General features: G+C 70.4%; 13 protein-coding genes. 1 reads left to right on the forward strand and 12 read right to left on the reverse strand.

Annotation, left to right across the window (positions count from 1 at the left end):
* Positions 1–11: 11 nt before the first annotated feature.
* From EV148_RS07935 to tviB, 10 genes are all read right to left on the reverse strand, one after another.
* Positions 12–1,154: a glycosyltransferase gene (locus EV148_RS07935; protein WP_131996169.1), complete on the reverse strand. Its 1,143-nt coding sequence runs from the start codon at positions 1,152–1,154 to the stop codon at positions 12–14.
* Positions 1,147–2,385 carry a glycosyltransferase gene (locus tag EV148_RS07940; protein WP_131996172.1) on the reverse strand — a complete coding sequence of 413 codons (1,239 nt, stop codon included), beginning with the start codon at positions 2,383–2,385 and terminating at the stop codon, positions 1,147–1,149. The genes EV148_RS07935 and EV148_RS07940 overlap by 8 nt, the downstream gene beginning before the upstream one ends.
* Before the next feature lie 3 nt (positions 2,386–2,388).
* A complete protein-coding gene (locus tag EV148_RS07945) occupies positions 2,389–3,531 on the reverse strand; it encodes a glycosyltransferase (protein WP_158287378.1) in 1,143 nt (380 codons plus the stop codon).
* The gene (locus EV148_RS07950) at positions 3,528–4,331 is read right to left on the reverse strand and encodes a polysaccharide deacetylase family protein (RefSeq protein WP_131996178.1); all 804 of its coding nucleotides are present in this window, start codon (positions 4,329–4,331) and stop codon (positions 3,528–3,530) included. Before EV148_RS07950 ends, EV148_RS07945 begins: the two co-directional genes overlap by 4 nt.
* A gap of 12 nt (positions 4,332–4,343) precedes the next feature.
* Positions 4,344–5,648: a porin family protein gene (locus EV148_RS07955; protein ID WP_131996181.1), complete on the reverse strand. Its 1,305-nt coding sequence runs from the start codon at positions 5,646–5,648 to the stop codon at positions 4,344–4,346.
* Between the two features lie 104 nt (positions 5,649–5,752).
* Positions 5,753–6,526, reverse strand: coding sequence for a P-loop NTPase family protein (locus EV148_RS07960; protein ID WP_131996184.1), 774 nt, complete (start codon positions 6,524–6,526; stop codon positions 5,753–5,755).
* A complete protein-coding gene (locus EV148_RS07965; protein ID WP_241988023.1) occupies positions 6,523–8,076 on the reverse strand; it encodes an XrtA system polysaccharide chain length determinant in 1,554 nt (517 codons plus the stop codon). Before EV148_RS07965 ends, EV148_RS07960 begins: the two co-directional genes overlap by 4 nt.
* A gap of 17 nt (positions 8,077–8,093) precedes the next feature.
* The gene (locus EV148_RS07970) at positions 8,094–8,717 is read right to left on the reverse strand and encodes an XrtA/PEP-CTERM system exopolysaccharide export protein (protein ID WP_131996187.1); all 624 of its coding nucleotides are present in this window, start codon (positions 8,715–8,717) and stop codon (positions 8,094–8,096) included.
* Positions 8,718–8,910: 193 nt separating this feature from the next.
* Positions 8,911–9,918, reverse strand: coding sequence for an NAD-dependent epimerase (locus EV148_RS07975; protein ID WP_131996190.1), 1,008 nt, complete (start codon positions 9,916–9,918; stop codon positions 8,911–8,913).
* Positions 9,919–10,002: 84 nt separating this feature from the next.
* A complete protein-coding gene (tviB, locus tag EV148_RS07980) occupies positions 10,003–11,295 on the reverse strand; it encodes a Vi polysaccharide biosynthesis UDP-N-acetylglucosamine C-6 dehydrogenase TviB (RefSeq protein ID WP_131996193.1) in 1,293 nt (430 codons plus the stop codon).
* Positions 11,296–11,505: 210 nt separating this feature from the next.
* Between tviB and EV148_RS07985 the strand changes: the two genes are divergently transcribed.
* The gene (locus EV148_RS07985) at positions 11,506–13,494 is read left to right on the forward strand and encodes an amidohydrolase family protein (RefSeq protein WP_131996196.1); all 1,989 of its coding nucleotides are present in this window, start codon (positions 11,506–11,508) and stop codon (positions 13,492–13,494) included.
* 13 nt (positions 13,495–13,507) lie between these two features.
* Here EV148_RS07985 and glmU read toward each other — a convergent pair whose 3' ends face one another.
* Together glmU and EV148_RS07995 are read right to left on the reverse strand one after the other, a co-directional pair.
* Complete coding sequence (gene glmU, locus EV148_RS07990) at positions 13,508–14,875, reverse strand: bifunctional UDP-N-acetylglucosamine diphosphorylase/glucosamine-1-phosphate N-acetyltransferase GlmU (protein WP_277871134.1); 1,368 nt, start codon at positions 14,873–14,875, stop codon at positions 13,508–13,510.
* 220 nt (positions 14,876–15,095) lie between these two features.
* On the reverse strand, positions 15,096–17,045 hold the full coding sequence (locus tag EV148_RS07995; protein WP_158287379.1) for a right-handed parallel beta-helix repeat-containing protein: 1,950 nt from the start codon (positions 17,043–17,045) through the stop codon (positions 15,096–15,098).
* Positions 17,046–17,172 lie beyond the last annotated feature (127 nt).

Raw genomic sequence — 17,172 nt, forward strand, 5'->3', positions numbered from 1 at the left:
GGGGCATCGCTTCAGCTCCCGCCGGCGGAGTGGGGCGCGCCGGACACGCGTGCGTACACCGCTTCGGTGCGCCGGACCATTTCCTCGATCGCATAGCCCTGCTCGGCGTCGGCGCGCGCCGCGGTGCCGAGGCGCACGCGCAGCGCGTCGTCGCCGCCGATGCGCTCGAGTGCGGCGGCGAGGGCGTCCGCATCGCCGCCCGGGAACAGCAGCCCGTTGTGTTCGTGCTCGACGAGCTCGGGGTTGCCGCCGACCGCGGACGCGATCGGCGCGCAGCCCGCGGCCATCGCCTCGAGCACGACATTGGAAAGGCCCTCCTCGCGCGAGCAGAGCACGAGGAAGTCGGCGCACTGCATCAGCGTTTGCGCGTCGCTGCGCTCGCCGAGGAAGCGCACGTCCGCCTCGAGGCCGAGCTGCCCGGCGCGATCGCGCAGTTCGGCGTCGAGCGGCCCGCCGCCGGCGAGCAGCAGGAACGGTCGTCGCTCCGGCGCGACGCGCGCGAGGGCATCGAGCAGCAACGGGATGTCCTTGACGACGACGAAGCGGCCGACGAACAGGCCGCAGCGACGCCCCGGCGGGACGCCGAGCGCATCGCGTTCCGCCGCGCGTCGCTCCGGCGCGAGCGGTGCGGGGATTTCCACCCCGTTCGGCACGAGGCTGATCTGCGCGAGCGGCAGGCCGGTATGTTCGGCGGTAGCGCGCGCGCCCGCGCGCGCGTTGGCGATGACCGCGTCCGCGCGCCGCACGATCCAGCGCTTGAAGCGCCACTGCTGGCGCGTATGGTGCAGGCACAGGCCGCGCACGGACGCGATGAAGGCGCAGCGCGGCGCGAGCGGCAGCACGGCGCGCACCCACAGCTCCGCGGTGAGCGAATAGCAATGCACGATGTCGTAGCGGCCGCGGCGCAGCAACGCGGCGAGGCACAGCACGAAGCGCGGATCGACGCGGCCGTGCTTGGGCAGTTCGTGCACGCGGATGCCCGCCTCGACGAGGCGGTCGGCAAGGAAGGAACGGTTGCGGAAAAACAGCAGCTCCGCCTGCCAGCGCGTGCGGTCGAGCCCGGCGAGCAGGTGCGCGATCTGGCGCTGGCTGCCGCCGACCTCCATCTCGTCGCTGACGACGAGCACGCGTGCGGGAGCGCCCGTGCTAGCCACGCGCGACCTTCACGAAGCAGTCGAACAGGCGCCCGGCTTCGATGCGCACGTCGAACTCGCGCTCGACCTTGGCCCGTCCGGCCGCGGCGTAGGCGTCGCGGAGCGCGGGATCGGCGAGCAGCGCGGCGATCGCGTCGGCGAGCGCGGCGGCATCGCGCTGCTCGACGATGCGGCCGCTGACGCCGTCGTCGACGAGCTCGGGGATGCCCGACACGCGCGTGCTGATGACCGGCAGTCCTGCCGCCATCGCTTCGGTGAGTACGTTCGGGATGCCGTCGGCATTGCCCTCCGGCGTGACGACGCAGGGCATGACCATGAGCGTCGATTCGGCCATCGCCCGGCGTACCTCGGCCTGCGGCTTGGCGCCGACGAAGGCGACGCGGTCCTGCAGGCCGAGCTGGTCGCGCTGCGCCTCGAGCCGTGCACGTTCCTCGCCTTCGCCGATGACGACGCTGTCGAAGGCGATGCCACGGTCGCGCAGCAGCGCGAGCGCGGGCAGCAGCACGTCGAAGCCCTTGATCGGGTCGAGCCGGCCGACCGAGAGCAGGCGATGCGGCAGGCGCCCTTCGCGCGAATAGCGCGTCTCGTCCAGTTCGAGCGCCGAGTGCATGACCTGGATCGGCACCGAACCCGGCGGATCGATCCAGCGCTGCATGTGGCGGACGTTGTTGCGCGTGATCGTCACCGCGAGGCTCGTCGCGGCGAGCTTGGCCGCCATCATGTGGTCCTCGACGAAGATGTCGTGCGCGCGGCTGGTGAACGAGAACGGCTTGCCGAGCAGGCGCGACAGGAACCAGGCGACCGTCGCCGGGTAGGTCGCCCACGGCGCGTGCACGAGATCGGCTTCGAAGGCACGCAGTCGGTGCAACTGGCCGGCCGCGCGGCAGATCGCGCCGAGGCTGTTGAACAACACCTTCGGCTGGCGCCAGAGGCCGGCGACGAGGCGCGCGACGAAGCCGAGCGTGACCAGTGGCCGGCGCAGCACGAGGCCGAGGAAGGCGAGCACCGAGGCGGGCGCGCCGCGCGGATGCAGCGTGCGGTCGAGCAGCACGGCGGCGCGCTCCTGCACGATCTTCTCGCTCGCCGGTTTCAGCGACAGGATCGAAAGCTGCGCGCCGCGTTCGAGCAGCGCGTGCATTTCGCGCACGATGAACGTCTCCGACCAGCACGGGAACAGCGAGACGACGTAGAGGATGCGCAGCGGGCGGGGAGAACTCGTGCTCGTGGCCATCGATCAGGTGTCCCCGCGTCGGGTGACCGACCACGCCGCGGCGGCGCGCCCGGTGAGGAAGTCGTGCAGGCCGAGCACGGCGTAACCGTTCATGCGCACGAAGGTCGTGATCACGCGCACCGGCGCGATGCGCAGCAGCTCCGGCTTGCGCATCGCGGCGAACGCGAGCCCGTAGAACGCGACCTGGGCGAGCGCGAGCAGGGTCCACTTCGGCGACTCGGCGACCAGCGCGAGGTTGCTCACGAAGGCGGCGAGCATGAACCACGGCGCGAACAGGCGCAGCCACTTGTGGCCCCACAGGCGCCAGCCGAGCGGGTGCGCCCACGGCAGCAGCAGCGAGGGTTCGCGCGCGATCAGCTGGAAGTTGCCGGCGAGCGTGCGGCGCTTGCGCAGTGATTCGATCGCCGCGTCCTTCGACGGCCGGTCCCATGCGCGCGCTTCGCTGCTGAAGAGGATGCGCGAGCCGTCACGGGCGATCTGCAGCGGGATCCACAGGTCGTCGAGGATGAGGCCTTCGGGGATCCGCGGCAGCAGCGCGCGTCGCGCCGCGTACAGCGCGCCGCTGACGCCGACGACCGAGCCGCTCTGCGCTTCGTTGCCGCGGATGAAGGTTTCGTAGCGCCAGTAGAAGTCGACGCCGTCGCCGTAGTCGCTGTAGCTGCGCTCGAAGGCGAGCTCGCCGCCGACCGCGCCGACGCGCGGGTCCGACAGCACGCGCAGCAGCGCGCGCAGCGCGCCGGGTTCGATGCGCTGGCGCGCGTCGGCGAACAGCACGACGTCGGCCTCGAGCCTGGGCACGATGTCGCCGAGGCAGGCGGACTTGCCGCGCCGCACCGGGAACACGTAGGGCACCAGGCGCGGATCGCCGAACTCGCGCAGCACGGTCGGCGTGTGGTCCTCCGAGCCGTCCGAGGCGACGTGGAAGCGGAGCTTGTCCGGCGGATAGTCGAGCGCGGCGATGTTCCGGAGCTTGGCGGCGAGTTCCCCGGCGGCATTGTGCGCGACGATGACGATCTCGACGTCCGGCTCCCACTCGGCCGGTTGCACGCGCCGCGGGCGGTACAGCGCGCGCGCGAGCATCGCGAGCGGATAGCCGAGGTAGGTCCAGCCGAGCGCGAGCAGGCTGAGCACGAAGGTCCATTTCATCGGGCGACATCCCCCTGGCCGAGCAGGCGGCCGCGCAGGCGTTCGTAACGGCGATCGCCGAGCGCGCGCTTGGCGAAGCCGAGCACGCCGTAGCGCAGGCGCGCGCGCGCGATGCCGCGACCGGCGATCCAGCGTTCGAGCGTCGCGGCGTCGAGCGCCGCGGTCACGCTCATGCGCGGCAGCGCGCGCGTACTCGCGGCGCCGTCGAGCACGCCGGGCTCGGAGCCGAGCACGTGCGTGTATCCGCATTCGCGCGCGACCGCCGGCAGCTCGGCGCGCATGCGCCCGCCCGGCGGCGCGAGCAGGGTGACCGCGGTACCGACGTGGTCCTCGATCGCGAGGCGCGAACGCAGCAGGTCTTCGCGCAGGGCGCGGTCGTCGAGCTCGGTGAAGTAGCGGTGGTTCCAGCCATGCGACTGGATCGACATCCCGCCTGCCGCCATCTCGCGCAGCTGCGCCCAGCTCGCCAGCCCGGCTTCGCCGACCTTGCCCGGATTGACGAAGAAGTCCGCGCGCAGGCCGCGCTCGGCGAGCATCGGCCAGGCCAGCGCGTGGTTGCTCGCATGGCCGTCGTCGAAGGTGAGCACGACCGCGCGGCTCGGCGCGGCGAGCCAGTCGCGCGCGCTCGTCGCGCCGCCGGCGACGCGCACGAGCGCGTCGAGCTGCGTCGCGAAGCGCGACGCCTCGACCGTGTAGTGCGGGTCCTGCGCGGCGTCCGGGCTGCCGGGTCCGCCGATCGCGTGATACATGAGGGCGATGCTGCGCGTCGCCGTCGTGCTGGAGGGAATCGCGTCGATCATCCGGCCCCGTCGTCAGCGCGTGTAGGTCACGGAGAGGATGACCGCGTTGTCCGAGTAACCCGCTTCGCGCAGCGTGCTGTCGCGCAGCGCGTGCGTCGCGCGCAGCGCCCACGTCCAGTGGCTGGTCTGGCGCCACGACAGCGCCATCGAGTAGCTCGCGTCGGTATCGGTGCGGTCGAGGTCGCTGTAGTCGCGATGCTCGCGGCCGGTCGACAGCGATAGTGCGAAGGTCGGCCGGAACAGCCAGTTGAACGTCGCGGTCCAGCCGTACGCGTGCTGGCTGAAGAACTCGCCTTCGATGTAGTCGATCTTGCGCCAGAACGGCGCGACGCTGAAGGTGTAACGCTCCTCGCGGTGGTTGAAGTCGAGGCCGATGCGCTTCTCGACGTAGAGCTGCGGCGAGATCACCGCACCGTTGCGGCCGCTGCCGACGCCGAGGTTGCCGATCGAGGCGGGATCGATGACGAGATCCTGGCTCGCGTCGGCGAACTGGCGCGCCGCGCTGATGCCCAGGTCGGTCGCCGACGACGGCATCCAGCGCAGGCCGAAGCTGAGCAGCGCGCCGGAACGGTTGTCGGGCCCGCGCAGGTCGACCCAGCTGTAGCCCGCGGCGGCCTGCAGCTTGAGCGTATTGGTGGTGTGCTCGTAGCCGACGTAGGCATCCTCGCGGTCGTAGTCGAACGGTCGCGACGCGGCTTCGTCGTAGCGCACGCGCGATGCGGTCAGCGAGCCGCTGACGGTGTCGAGCGCGCCGAGCAGCCAGGCGAGGCGCGCCGCGGCGCTGAACCGGTCGCTGTCGAAGTCGTTCGTTTCCTCGGCGTAGGTGTTCGTGTAGCGCAGGTCGAGGCGGCCGCGCAGGTTGTCGCCGAGGCGCGCGCGCCAGGTCGGCCCGGTGCTGAACACGTTGGTCTGCTGCTGGTTGCTCGGCACGTCCGCCTGCAGCACGTTGACCGGCTGGCGGCCGAGGTAGTCCTCGGCGACCCAGTCGAAGCGCTCCGGGCTGATCGACCACGTCGCCACGCCGGAGAGCAGGCCGCGCAGTTCGTCGGAGAACTTGCCGCCGAGGTAGTCGCGGTACGAGACGCTGCCGGCGGCGGTCGCGCTGAGTACCGCGCCCTGCTGCCTCAGGTCGAAACCGAGGGTCGGCGTCAGCACGGTCTCCTCGACCGGGTTGTCGCGGCTCAGGTTGATGTTGTCGTTCTGCTCGAGTTCGACGCCGACGCTGTAGTTCAGCGCGGGCTCCGCCTGCGCCGACGGCGCGCCGGCCGCGGCGAGCGCGATGCCGGCGGCGAACCAGCCGCGATGGGTGATACGCATTGGTCTCCCCTCCCTATCAGGACCCGCGGTTCCCGCGTCCACGGCAACCGCACCCGCGAGCCGATACGTCACGTTTCCTCGACACGCGTGCCGCACCATGCGGATCAGGGCAATTCGTCGAACACCACGCCGGCGAAACGGTTCGGGTCGAAGATCGCCGCCGCCTGCGCGATCGCCGCCGGTGTGTCGCGACCGTAACCGGCGACGAGCACGACGAAGTCGGCGAGGTCGGACAGGATGCGCGCGTCCGGCGAACCCTTCACCGCCGGGCCGTCGAGGAACAGGTAGCGGTCCGGGTAGCGGCAGCGCAGCGAATCGAGCGCGGCGCGCATGCGGAACGAGGAAAAGTATTCGCCGCTGGTTTCGCGCGGCTTGCCCGACGGGATCAGGCGCAAGCGCGGGATGCCCGTGCGGTGGATGATCGGCTCCATGCCCATCGCCGGGTGGTCGAGGTAGTCGATCAGGCCGGGGCCCGGTTCCGTGCCGAGCGCCTTGTGTTGCGCGGCATGGCGCGGATTGCAGTCGATCAGCAAAGCGGTCTTCGCCTCGTCGAACGCGAACGCGGCGGCGAGGTTGCGCGCGACGAAGCTGCCGCCGGAGCCGGGGCTGACCGGCGCGATCATCGTCACGAAGTTCTGGTCGCCGCCGAGCGCGAGCAGGCGCGTGCGGATCTCGCGGAACGCGTCGGCCTGTTGGCGCACCGAATCGTCGCGATGGATCAGGCGTCGCTCGTCCAGCTGGCGCGGCGTCAGCGCGTTCGGCTCGGCCATGCGCGCGATCGAGCGGCTCGCGCTCGTGCGCACGCCGAGCTTGCTCGCGGCGGCCTCGAGCGCGCCGCCGACGTGGTCGGCCGGCTTGCCACTGTCGCCCGCGCTCATCGCATGACCTCCAGGCGGATCCAGTACATCGCCGCGTAGGTGAGCAGCACGCCGATGATGATGACGATGAGCACGGTGCCATGCAATGCGTTGCGGCGGCGGTCGCCCGGCGTCGGGTAGGCGGGAATCGTCGCCAGCACCGGCACGCCGGCCATGCGCTCGATCTGCGCCGCCGAGCGCACGCGCGGGTCGAACCGCGCATAGCCGAAGAGCAGGCCGAGTGGAAGGAGGATGCCGAGCAGGAGCCCGGCGATCGCGAAATGCATGAGGCGCAGTCCGGACGGGCGCACCGGCATCACCGCCGGTTCCTGGATGCGGAAGGTGAGGCCCTGCTGCTTGGCGTCGAGGTCCATCGACACGCGCGCGTTCTCGCGGCGCTTGAGCAGGTCCTGGTAGATGTCGCGGTTCACTTCATAGTCGCGCGTGAGTTCGGACAGCGCGTTCTCCGAATTGGCGATGCGCTTGCTGCGCTCGAGTTCGGCTTCGAGCATGCCTTCGGTCACGCTCAGGCGCGAGGCGATCGCCGAACCGTTGCGGCGCGCTTCGTTGAGCTTGCTGCGCAGTTCCTGGTAGAGCGGGTTGTACTGGATGCTGTCGTCGACCGACGACGGTCCCTTGTTCGTCCGGGGCGCGAGGGCGCGCTGCTGCTCGTCGCGCTTGAGCGCATCCTGGATGTCCTGGATCTGGTGGCGGATGCGCACGACGTCAGGATAGTCGTCGGTGTAGGTGAGCAGCAGGCGGTCGAGCTGGTTCTGGAGTTCCGCGAGCTGCACGCGGTAGGTGCTCGCGCGCGTCTGCACCGCGGTGATCTCGGACTCGCCCGACACCTGCGAGACGAGCGCGCTCTCGCGCGAACGCTGTTCCATGAGCTCGAGCCGCGCCTGTTCGATCTGGCTGCGCAACTGGGCGATGCGGCTGTTGCTGTCGGCCTCGCCGCCGGGTCGCGCGTCGACGTTGGCCTCGCGGTACGTCTTGAGCTTGTCTTCGGCGTCGGTGAGCTTCTTGTGGTAGGCCTGGACCTGGCCGTCGATGAACTCGAACGCGTTGCGGCTCTCGCGCTCCTTCGCGGCGAGGCTTTCCTGGATGAAGAGTTCGGCGAGGCGCTGGGTGACGTGGAACGAGCGCTCCGGGAGGCTGTCGGCGTAGGTGATCTGGATCAGGTTGTCGCGCGGACTGGTGATCTTCGTGCGGTCGGTGATCGCCTCGATCATGCGGTCCTGCTCGATCGCCGAAGGATGCCTGTCGAGCCAGCCACCCGCGGCGAGGATCTCGGTCATCACCTTGCGGCTGAAGATCACCTCGCGCGCGATCGCGGCGCGGTCGGCGACGCCGGTCGCGACCGCGCGGCCTTCCATGAGGCCGGTGACGATGTTGCTTTCCTGCACGAGGATCGTCGTCGACGATTCGTACTTGCGCGGCAACGACACGCCGATGACCAGCGCGGCGATCGCGATGACCGCGAACATCGTGCCGAGCGTGAGCTTGCGCCGGCGCGCCTCGGTCAGCAGCACCGGCACCAGTTCGCCCATCGGCACCATCGCATTCGCCATTTCGCCGCTCCGCCCGGTCAGAACACGCGTTCGGGCACGGTGATCACGTCGCCCGGCTGGGCCGGGTAGTTCGTCGACAGGTCACCCTTCTTGAGGATCTGGTCGAGGCGCACAGCGTAGGCGCGCGTGCTTTCGCCTTCCTTGCGGTACAGCTCGGTGCGGTCGCCCGCCGCGAATTCGGTGGTGCCGCCGGCGGCGAGCACCGCGTCGAGCACGGTCATGCCCTGCCGGTACGGCACCGAGACCGGGTTGCGCACGGCGCCGGTCACGCGCACGCGCGAGAGGTACTCGTGGCTGCGCAGTTCGGTCAGGATCACCGCGACCTGCGGATCGCGGATGTAGGTCTTGAGCTTGCCGGCGATCTCGGCCGAGACCTCCTCGGGCGTCTTGCCGCCGGCCATGACGTCGCCGACGAGCGGGATCGAGATCATGCCGTCCGGGCGCACGGGCACCTTCGCGCTGAGGTCGGGGTTGTGCCAGACCGACACCTCGACGATGTCGTCGACGCCGATCCGGTAGACGCTGACCGCTTGCGCTTCGGGATTGATCTGCGGCGTTCCGGTGCTTACCCCGGGTCCCGCGGCACAGCCTTGAAAAATCAACACGATAGTGATCAGGACCAGCCGGACGAATGGCGACATGGCGCGCTCCCTCCCTATGGAAATGTGAACCCTATCACACTTTCATGACGACCCAGGACGGTATCGGCGACGCGCGGCGCCCTTCATCGCCGGGGTCCTGGACAGGATAGTCCACCTGCGTGGCGCCGGTATCCCCGGACCACGGCAACCTGCCGGTCGGCCGTCGCGGTGCCCCGTGGCGCGCCCCGCCGCTTCAGACCGCGTAGTACGCGCGGTACCAGTCGACGAAGCGGCCAATGCCCACTTCGACCGGCGTCGACGGGGCGTAGCCGGTGTCGCGCGAGAGTTCGGCGACGTCGGCGAACGTGTCCGGCACGTCGCCCGGCTGCAGCGGCAGCAGGATCTTCTCGGCGCGACGGCCGAGCTTCTGCTCGAGCACCTCGATGTAGTGCGCCAGCTCGACCGGCCGGTTGTTGCCGATGTTGTAAACGCGGTACGGCGCCGCCGAGGAGCCCGGATTGGGGTGCATCGGATCGAACGCGGGGTCGCCCGCGGGCACGCGGTCGAGCGTGCGGATCACGCCCTCGACGATGTCGTCGATGTAGGTGAAGTCGCGCGTGTGCTTGCCATGGTTGAACACCTCGATCGGCTCGCCGGCGAGGATCTTGCGCGTGAACAGGAACAGCGCCATGTCCGGCCGCCCCCAGGGCCCGTACACGGTGAAGAAGCGCAGGCCCGTGGTCGGCAGCTGGTACAGGTGGCTGTAGGTGTGCGCCATCAGCTCGTTCGCCTTCTTCGTCGCGGCGTAGAGGCTGACCGGGTGGTCGACGGCGTCCTGCACCGAGAACGGCAGCTTGCGGTTCGCGCCATAGACCGAACTCGACGACGCGTAGACGAGGTGTTCGACGCCGCCGTGGCGGCAGGCTTCGAGCACGTTGATGAAGCCGACGAGGTTGGCCTCGACGTAGGCGTAGGGATTGGTCAGCGAGTACCGCACGCCCGCCTGTGCGGCGAGGTTGACGACGCGCTGCGGACGGAATTCGGCGAACGCGCGTTCGAGTGCCGGCCGGTCCTCGAGCGCGCCGCGCACGAAACGGAAGTTCGCGTGCGGCGCCAGCCGCGCGAGCCGCGCTTCCTTCAAGGTCGGGTCGTAGTAGTCGTTGAGGTTGTCGTAGCCGAGCACGTCGTTGCCACGCTCGAGCAGGCGATGGCTCAGGGTGGATCCGATGAAGCCGGCGGCGCCGGTGACGAGGATGCGCATGTGTCTTCTCCATGGGCCGGCCGCGCTTCGCGTCCGGCGGTCGTGTCGTCGCGTTGCGGCGGCACGCGCCAAGCGCGTGCCGCCCTACAGCCGGTCGTCGACGAGCTCGCGCGGCAACGCCTGCTTGACGTCGAACAGCACGCAGCCGGGCTTGCCGAGCGCGCGGATGCGCTCGGCGCCGAGTTCGAGGAACTGGCGGTGCGCGACCGCGAGGATGACCGCGTCGTACTTGCCCGGCGCGAGTTCGGGCACGAGCTCGAGGCCGTATTCATGGCGTGCTTCGGCGGCGTCGACCCAGGGGTCGTACACGTCGACGTCGGCGTGGTAGCTCCTGAACTCGCCGACGACGTCGGTCACGCGCGTGTTGCGCAGGTCCGGGCAGTTCTCCTTGAAGGCGAGGCCGAGCACGAGGATGTTCGCGCCCGCGGCGTGGATGCGCCGCTGCGTCATGAGCTTGATCACGCGCTGCGCGACGTGCTGGCCCATGCCGTCGTTGATGCGCCGGCCGGAGAGGATCACTTCCGGGTGATAGCCGATCTGCTGCGCCTTGTGCGTGAGGTAGTACGGGTCGACGCCGATGCAGTGGCCGCCGACGAGGCCGGGGCGGAACGGCAGGAAGTTCCACTTGGTGCCTGCCGCGGCGAGCACTTCGGCGGTGTCGATGCCGAGCCGGTGGAAGATCAGCGCGAGTTCGTTGATGAGCGCGATGTTGAGGTCGCGCTGCGTGTTCTCGATCACCTTCGCCGCTTCGGCGACGCGGATGCTCGATGCCTTGTGCGTGCCGGCCGTGACGACGCGGCGGTACAGCGCGTCGACGAAGTCCGCGGCGGCGGGCGTCGAACCCGAGGTCACCTTGAGGATCGTCTCGAGGCGATGTTCCTTGTCGCCGGGATTGATGCGCTCCGGGCTGTAGCCCGCGTAGAAGTCGACGTTGAAGCGCAGCCCCGACTCGCGCTCGATGATCGGCACGCACACTTCCTCGGTCGCGCCCGGGTACACGGTCGACTCGAACACCACCACCGCGCCGCGCCCGATCGCCTTGCCGACCGTGCGGCTCGCCGAGACGAGCGGCGTGAGGTCGGGGCGCTTGGCGTCGTCGATCGGCGTCGGCACGGTGACGATGAAGACGTTGCACGCCTGGAGGTCGTCCGCGTCGGCGCTGAAGCGCAGCTGCGGCGTCGCCGCGAGTTCCTCGCTGGACACCTCGAGCGTGTGGTCGCGGTGCTCGCGCAGCTCGGCGATGCGCGCCCGGTTGATGTCGAAGCCGAGCGTCGGCAGGTGGCGGCCGAAGCCGACCGCGAGCGGCAGGCCGACGTAACCGAGGCCGATGACGGCGACGCGGGTATCGTCGGGACGGGGCAGAGCGGCAGCGTCCATTCGGGGCTCCGGCAGGCTGAAGGGGAAGCGCCCGCAGGCACGATCCACAGGATCGCTGCAGCGAGAAAAGGAGCACGGTCCGTTTCCCGGCTTCCTGCTAGGCGGCGCGCAAGTCTAGCAAGAGCGATCCGCGACGGGGATTGCCTTTCGGCAGGGGCGGGCGGCGCGGAGGGCCGGCTAAGCTCGGCGCTCCGCCCATCGGAGTCCATCATGTCGCGCATTCTCGCCGCCGCCTTGTTCGCCGCCTGCATCGCGCCCGCATTCGCCGCCGCCCGCACCGACACGATCCTGATCCAGGGCATCGCCGCCGGCACGCAGACCGTCGATGCGGCTGTCGGCAGCCGCGTGCATGCCGAGTATTCGTACAACGATCGCGGCCGCGGCGACCATGTCGTCGCCGACTGGACCCTCGACGATGCGGGCCGGCCGGTCACCTACGAGGGACGCGGCAACGACTACATGAAGGCACCGGTCGAGGAGCACTTCGCGATCGTCGACGGCAAGGCGAGCTGGCGCAACCGCACCGAGCACGGCAGCGCGCCCGCCGCAGGCGCGTTCTACATGCCGGCCAATCCGCCGCCGGAGTTCCTCGGCGTGCTCGCGCGCGCGCTGCTCAAGGCGCCCGGCCATCGGCTCGCCCTGCTGCCGACCGGCGAAGCGACGCTCGAAGCGCACGGCATCGTCCGCGCCGGCGGGCGCGAGCTGCGCCAGTACCGCGTCGCCGGCCTCGACTTCACGCCGCAACCGATCTGGCTCGAGGGCGACGGCGCGACCGGGGCGATCGTCTCGGGCTGGTTCTCGATCGTGCCGGAGGCGCTGGCGAAGAGTCTCGAGCCGCTGCAGGCGGCGCAGGACGAGACCGACAACGCGCGCTCGGCGCGCCTCGCGCGCGAACTCGCGCGTACGCCCAAGGGTGGCCTGCTGATACGCGACGCGCGCGTGTTCGATCCGCGCGACCTCGGCGTGAGCGAGCACACGAGCGTGCTCGTGCGCGGCGAACGCATCGTGCGCATTGCGCCCGATGCGGCCCTGCAGGATGCGGGTGATGCCGAGGTGCTCGATGCGCACGGGCGCTTCCTCATGCCGGGCCTGTGGGACAACCACCAGCATTTCAGCGAGTTCGACGGCCTGCTCGACATCGCCAACGGCGTCACCAGCGCGCGCGACATGGCCAACGACACCGACGGCTTCCTCGCGCGCGTCGCGCGCTTCGACGACGGCAGCGAGATCGGCCCGCGCGTGCTGAAGGCAGGCATCATCGACGGCACCGGCGAACTGGCCGGGCCGACGAAGATGCGCGTCGACACCGCTGCCGAGGCGACCAAGGCCGTCGACTGGTACGCCGACCACGGCTACGCGCAGATCAAGATCTACTCGTCGATCAAGCCGGAGCTGATGCCGGTGCTCGCCGCGCGCGCGCACGAGCGCGGTCTGCGCGTGAGCGGGCACGTGCCGGCGTTCATGTCGGCACGGCAGTTCGTCGAGGGCGGCGCCGACGAGCTCCAGCACCTCAACTTCGTGATGCTCAATTTCCTCTATCCGGGCGTGAAGGAAACGCGCAACCGCGACCGCTTCATCAAGGTCGCCGAACATGCGCGCGAGTTCACGCCCGACCGGCCGGAGGTGCGCGAGTTCATCGCATTCCTGAAGGCGCACCACACGGTGCTCGATCCGACCATGACGATCTTCGAGAACCTGTTCAGCGCCGACCCCGAGGCGATCATGCCCGGCCTCGAAGCCGTCGCACCGCGACTGCCGCCGCAGGTGCGACGCAGCCTATACGGCAACGCGCTGCCGGTGCCCGAGGGACAGGAGGACGCGTACCGCGCGGCGTTCCCGGCCATGCTCGCCCTGCTCAAGGCGCTGCACGACGCCGGCGTCACGATCATCCCCGGTACCGACGCGCTCGCCGGCTACCAGCTGCACCACGAGCTCGAGCTCTATGCGAAGGCAGGCATCGCCCCGGCCGAGGTGCTGCGCATCGCGACGCTGGTGCCCGCCGAGGTCATGGGCGTTGCGCGCGACCGCGGCGTGATCGCTCCGGGCAAGTACGCCGACATGGTGCTCGTCGACGGCGATCCGACGCGCGACATCGCCGACATCCGCAAGGTCGCGACCGTGATCAAGGGCGGCAAGCTGTACGATCCCATGGCGATCGAGCGCGCGGTCGGCATCGCGCCGCGACCGGGCGCGCGCTGACGCGGCGCGCGCCTCAGCCCTTCTTCGGCCGCCGCCAGCCCGGTACCGTGGTCTGGCGCGCGCGGGCGACCGTGAGCTCGCCCGCGGGCGCTTCCTTGCCGATCACCGAGCCGGCACCGATCGTCGCGTCCTTGCCGACGCGCACCGGCGCGACGAGCGCGGTGTTCGAGCCGATGAAGGCGCCGTCCTCGATCGTCGTCGCGTGCTTGTTCACGCCGTCGTAGTTGCAGGTGATCGTGCCGGCGCCGATGTTGACGTCGCGGCCGACCTCGGCGTCGCCGACGTAGGCGAGGTGGTTCGCCTTCGAGTGTTCGCCGAAGCGCGACTTCTTCGTCTCGACGAAGTTGCCGATGCGCGCGTGCGCGGCGAGTTCGGTGCCGGGGCGCAGGCGCGCGAACGGGCCGATGTCGCACGGGCCGTGGGTGACCACGCCGTCGAGGTTGCAGTGCGAATGCACGATCGTGCCGGCGGCGAGGGTCGAGTTGCGCACGCGGCAGAACGGCCCGATGCGCACTTCGTCGCCGAGTTCGACCAGGCCCTCGAGGATCACGTCGACGTCGATCTCGACGTCGCGGCCGACGCGTACGTCGCCGCGCACGTCGAAGCGCACCGGGTCGGCGAAGCGCACGCCCGCGGCGGCGAGCTGGGTCGCGCGCAGGCGCTGGTGCATGCGCTCGAGGCCGGCGAGTTGCCATGGATCGTTGGCGCCGAACACTTCCTGCGGATTGATGCACGGCACCGCCTCGGCCGGCTCGCCTTCGTCGTTCGCCTGCTCGAACACGTCGGTGAGGTAGTACTCGCGCTGCGCGTTGGCATCGGTGAGGTTGTTGATCCACACGCGCAGGCGGCGCGCATCGGCTGCAAGGATGCCGCTGTTGACCCAGGTGATCGCGCGCTGTTCGAGCGTCGCGTCCTTCTCCTCGACGATCGCGCGGATGCGGCCGATGCCGTCGCGCACGACGCGGCCGTAGCCGTAGGGATTCTCGAGCTGCGTGACGAGCGCGGCAAGCGGCACTTCGACCGCGAGCAGCTTGCGCAGGGTGTCGGTGCGGATCAGCGGCACGTCGCCGTACAGCACGAGCACGCGTGCGTCTTCCGGCACGTCGGGCATGGCCAGCTTGACCGCGTGGCCGGTGCCGCGCTGTTCGGGTTGGTGCACCCAGGCGAGGTCGCCGAGGTCGGTGACGGCCGCCTTGACCTGCTCGCCGAGATGGCCGTAGACGAGGTGGATGCGCGCCGGCTGCAGCGCGCGTGCCGCGTCGAGCACGTGGGCGAGCATCGGTCGGCCGGCGAGCGGCATCAGCACCTTCGGCTTGGCCGACTTCATCCGCTTGCCCTCGCCGGCGGCGAGGACGATCACATGCAGGGGTGTGCTCGTCACGGAACATCCTCTCGACAGGATGCCGGACGCCATGGCGCGCCCGGCTCGCAAGGTCGCGGCCGCGCCGCGCCACCCGTCCCCCCCGGCCCCGATGCCGCAGGCGGGCCCGTGAGGGCGGCATGACCACCCCGCGGGGACCCGTCGGTGAGACGTGGCTCACATTCTAGAGGCGGATCGGGGTTGCCGTCGCGCCGACCGTCGGCGCCGTCCGCCCGCCGGCTCAGTCGAAGCCGTCGGCGAAGATGAGGTCGATGCGCTCGACCGCGCCGATGTCCGGTGCGGCATCGGCGTAGGCGTCGTTGATGCCGGGCAGGGGCACGCCGCGATCGACGAGCGGGCTCGCGGGAATCGGCATGAAGTCGCCCGCGGCGGGCGCGCCGAGCAGCGGCGGCGCCGACACGCCGTGCAACTCCTGTCCCGTGCCGGCACGCAGCGCGGCGAGGTCGGCGTAGCTGGTCGAATACCAGCGCACGAGTGGCGTGGCCGCGGCATGCAGGTCGTCGTAGTCGAGGTCGAGCGCGATCGTGTTGATCTTGCGCAGCGCGGAGTGCGTGCCCTCGTAGAGGTTGTTGCGGCTGCGCAGCGAGGTCGTCACGCCCGGATCGAGCAAGACGAGCGCGGCGGTATCCGGCGCCGTCGTCACGACGCTGTTGTGGTAGAGCAGCAGCGGGCCGACCGGCGTCGGGTAGTCGCTGTTGATCTTGATGCCGCTCGAGGTGTAGCCGTCGACGAGCGCGGAACGCGTGTTGCCGAGGTTCCAGGCGATGTTGCGCACGATCCATACCGGTCCGGCGCCCGCCGGCGCGACCGCGAACGCCATCAGGCTGTCCTGGATGCGGTTGCCCCAGATGCGCAGGTTCGCGCAGTAGCCCTCGGCCTCGATCGCGTCGTCGTTGTGGCGGTAGATCGTGTTCTCGTAGACGTCGGTCTCGTTGCTGAAGCCGGCGGGTGGCGCCGAGTCGCCGCACGGATGCAGGCCGTCGTAGGTGTCGTGCACGGTGTTGCGGCGTATCACGTTGCCGCGGCCGACGTCGTTGGTGAAGTAGATCGCGTTGTTCTGCGCGCTGCTGTCGTGGGTCGCCTCCCACGGCCAGCCGAAGATCGAGCTGTCGCTGACGACGTTGTGCTCGATCAGGTTGCGGTCGCCGCCCTTGAGCCAGACGCCGGTCGCGGCGTTCTCGCGCAGCGTGTTGCCGGAGACGATCGTGTCGCTCGCGTAGCGCAGATAGATGCCCTTGCCGTACTCGTCGCTGCCGTAGTGGCGGATCTCGAAGTTCTCGATGCGCACGTGGTGCACGCCGTCGAGGACGAAGCCGGCCGGCAGGCGCGCGACGTCGACGTGGCGCTGCGCCGGGCTCGAGCCGTCGCTGAACTTGACCGACAGCGTCGTGCCGTCGAATTGGAAGCCGCCCGGTGCACCCGACGAAAGCGTGCGCAGGGCGGCGAGGCTCGCATACGGGAACAGGCGGCCCTGGTCGCTGACGACGAGCGCGGTGGCGAAGCCGGTCGCGCGCGACCACACGCCATTGCCCGCATTGGTCCAGCTCGCGCCGGCGGCGATCGCCGCGTCGGCGCCGTCGAGGATCGCGCCGGGTGCACCGCGGAACACGATCGGCTGGCTCGCGCTGCCCGATTGCGGCACGCCGACGCTCTCGCGGTAGATGCCCGCGGCGACCGAGACGAGATCGCCCGGGCGTGCCAGGTTTGCGGCGCGCTGGATCGTCTTCAGGGCTTGCGCGGGGCTGCTGCCGTCGTGCGCGTCCGAGCCGCCGGGCGAGACGTAGAGCGTGCGCGTCGGAACGAAGGGCGACGCTTCGGCGCGCGTCACCACGCTCGCCGTGCGCGCAGGCGTCGCGCCCACGCCATCCGGGTCGGCGAGCGTCACGCGCACGTCGTAGGCATGTCCCGCCTCGAGCCAGAACAGGCTGCCGAGGAAATGCGTGGCGTCGACGCGCACGAGCGGATGCCCGGCGCGCCACGCCGGCGCCCCCTGCGCGCGCCACTCCAGTTGCGCGGTCGCGTTGCGGTTCGCATCACCGGTGATGGTCGCCACCACGCCACCGGCCGCGAGCGTGCCGTAGCCCTCGAGCGTGCCGAACGTCGACGCGTTCTGCGCGTGCGCGAGGCATGGCGACAGGAGCAAGGGGAGGGCGAAACGGGCGCGGCGCATGGCTGGGGCTCCGATGGGCGCGCCGATACTGCCACGGTGGCCTGCAGGCCGATGTGATGCGTTCGCCGCCGCTGCTAGCATGCGCGGCTGCCCGGTCCCGGTCCCCGACGATGCCCGCCAGCCGACG

This window comes from Dokdonella fugitiva (assembly GCF_004342425.1).
Classification (GTDB): Bacteria; Pseudomonadota; Gammaproteobacteria; order Xanthomonadales; family Rhodanobacteraceae; genus Dokdonella_A; species Dokdonella_A fugitiva.

What these genes read in the sequence shown, in the direction of transcription:
- EV148_RS07940 (WP_131996172.1), bottom strand. Translation starts at nt 2,385, where the DNA reads ATGGCCACGAGCACGAGTTCTCCCCGCCCGCTGCGCATCCTCTACGTC.
- EV148_RS07945 (WP_158287378.1), bottom strand. Translation starts at nt 3,531, where the DNA reads ATGAAATGGACCTTCGTGCTCAGCCTGCTCGCGCTCGGCTGGACCTAC.
- EV148_RS07950 (WP_131996178.1), bottom strand. Translation starts at nt 4,331, where the DNA reads ATGATCGACGCGATTCCCTCCAGCACGACGGCGACGCGCAGCATCGCC.
- EV148_RS07955 (WP_131996181.1), bottom strand. Translation starts at nt 5,648, where the DNA reads ATGCGTATCACCCATCGCGGCTGGTTCGCCGCCGGCATCGCGCTCGCC.
- EV148_RS07960 (WP_131996184.1), bottom strand. Translation starts at nt 6,526, where the DNA reads ATGAGCGCGGGCGACAGTGGCAAGCCGGCCGACCACGTCGGCGGCGCG.
- EV148_RS07965 (WP_241988023.1), bottom strand. Translation starts at nt 8,076, where the DNA reads ATGGCGAATGCGATGGTGCCGATGGGCGAACTGGTGCCGGTGCTGCTG.
- EV148_RS07970 (WP_131996187.1), bottom strand. Translation starts at nt 8,717, where the DNA reads ATGTCGCCATTCGTCCGGCTGGTCCTGATCACTATCGTGTTGATTTTT.
- EV148_RS07975 (WP_131996190.1), bottom strand. Translation starts at nt 9,918, where the DNA reads ATGCGCATCCTCGTCACCGGCGCCGCCGGCTTCATCGGATCCACCCTG.
- tviB (WP_131996193.1), bottom strand. Translation starts at nt 11,295, where the DNA reads ATGGACGCTGCCGCTCTGCCCCGTCCCGACGATACCCGCGTCGCCGTC.
- EV148_RS07985 (WP_131996196.1), top strand. Translation starts at nt 11,506, where the DNA reads ATGTCGCGCATTCTCGCCGCCGCCTTGTTCGCCGCCTGCATCGCGCCC.
- EV148_RS07995 (WP_158287379.1), bottom strand. Translation starts at nt 17,045, where the DNA reads ATGCGCCGCGCCCGTTTCGCCCTCCCCTTGCTCCTGTCGCCATGCCTC.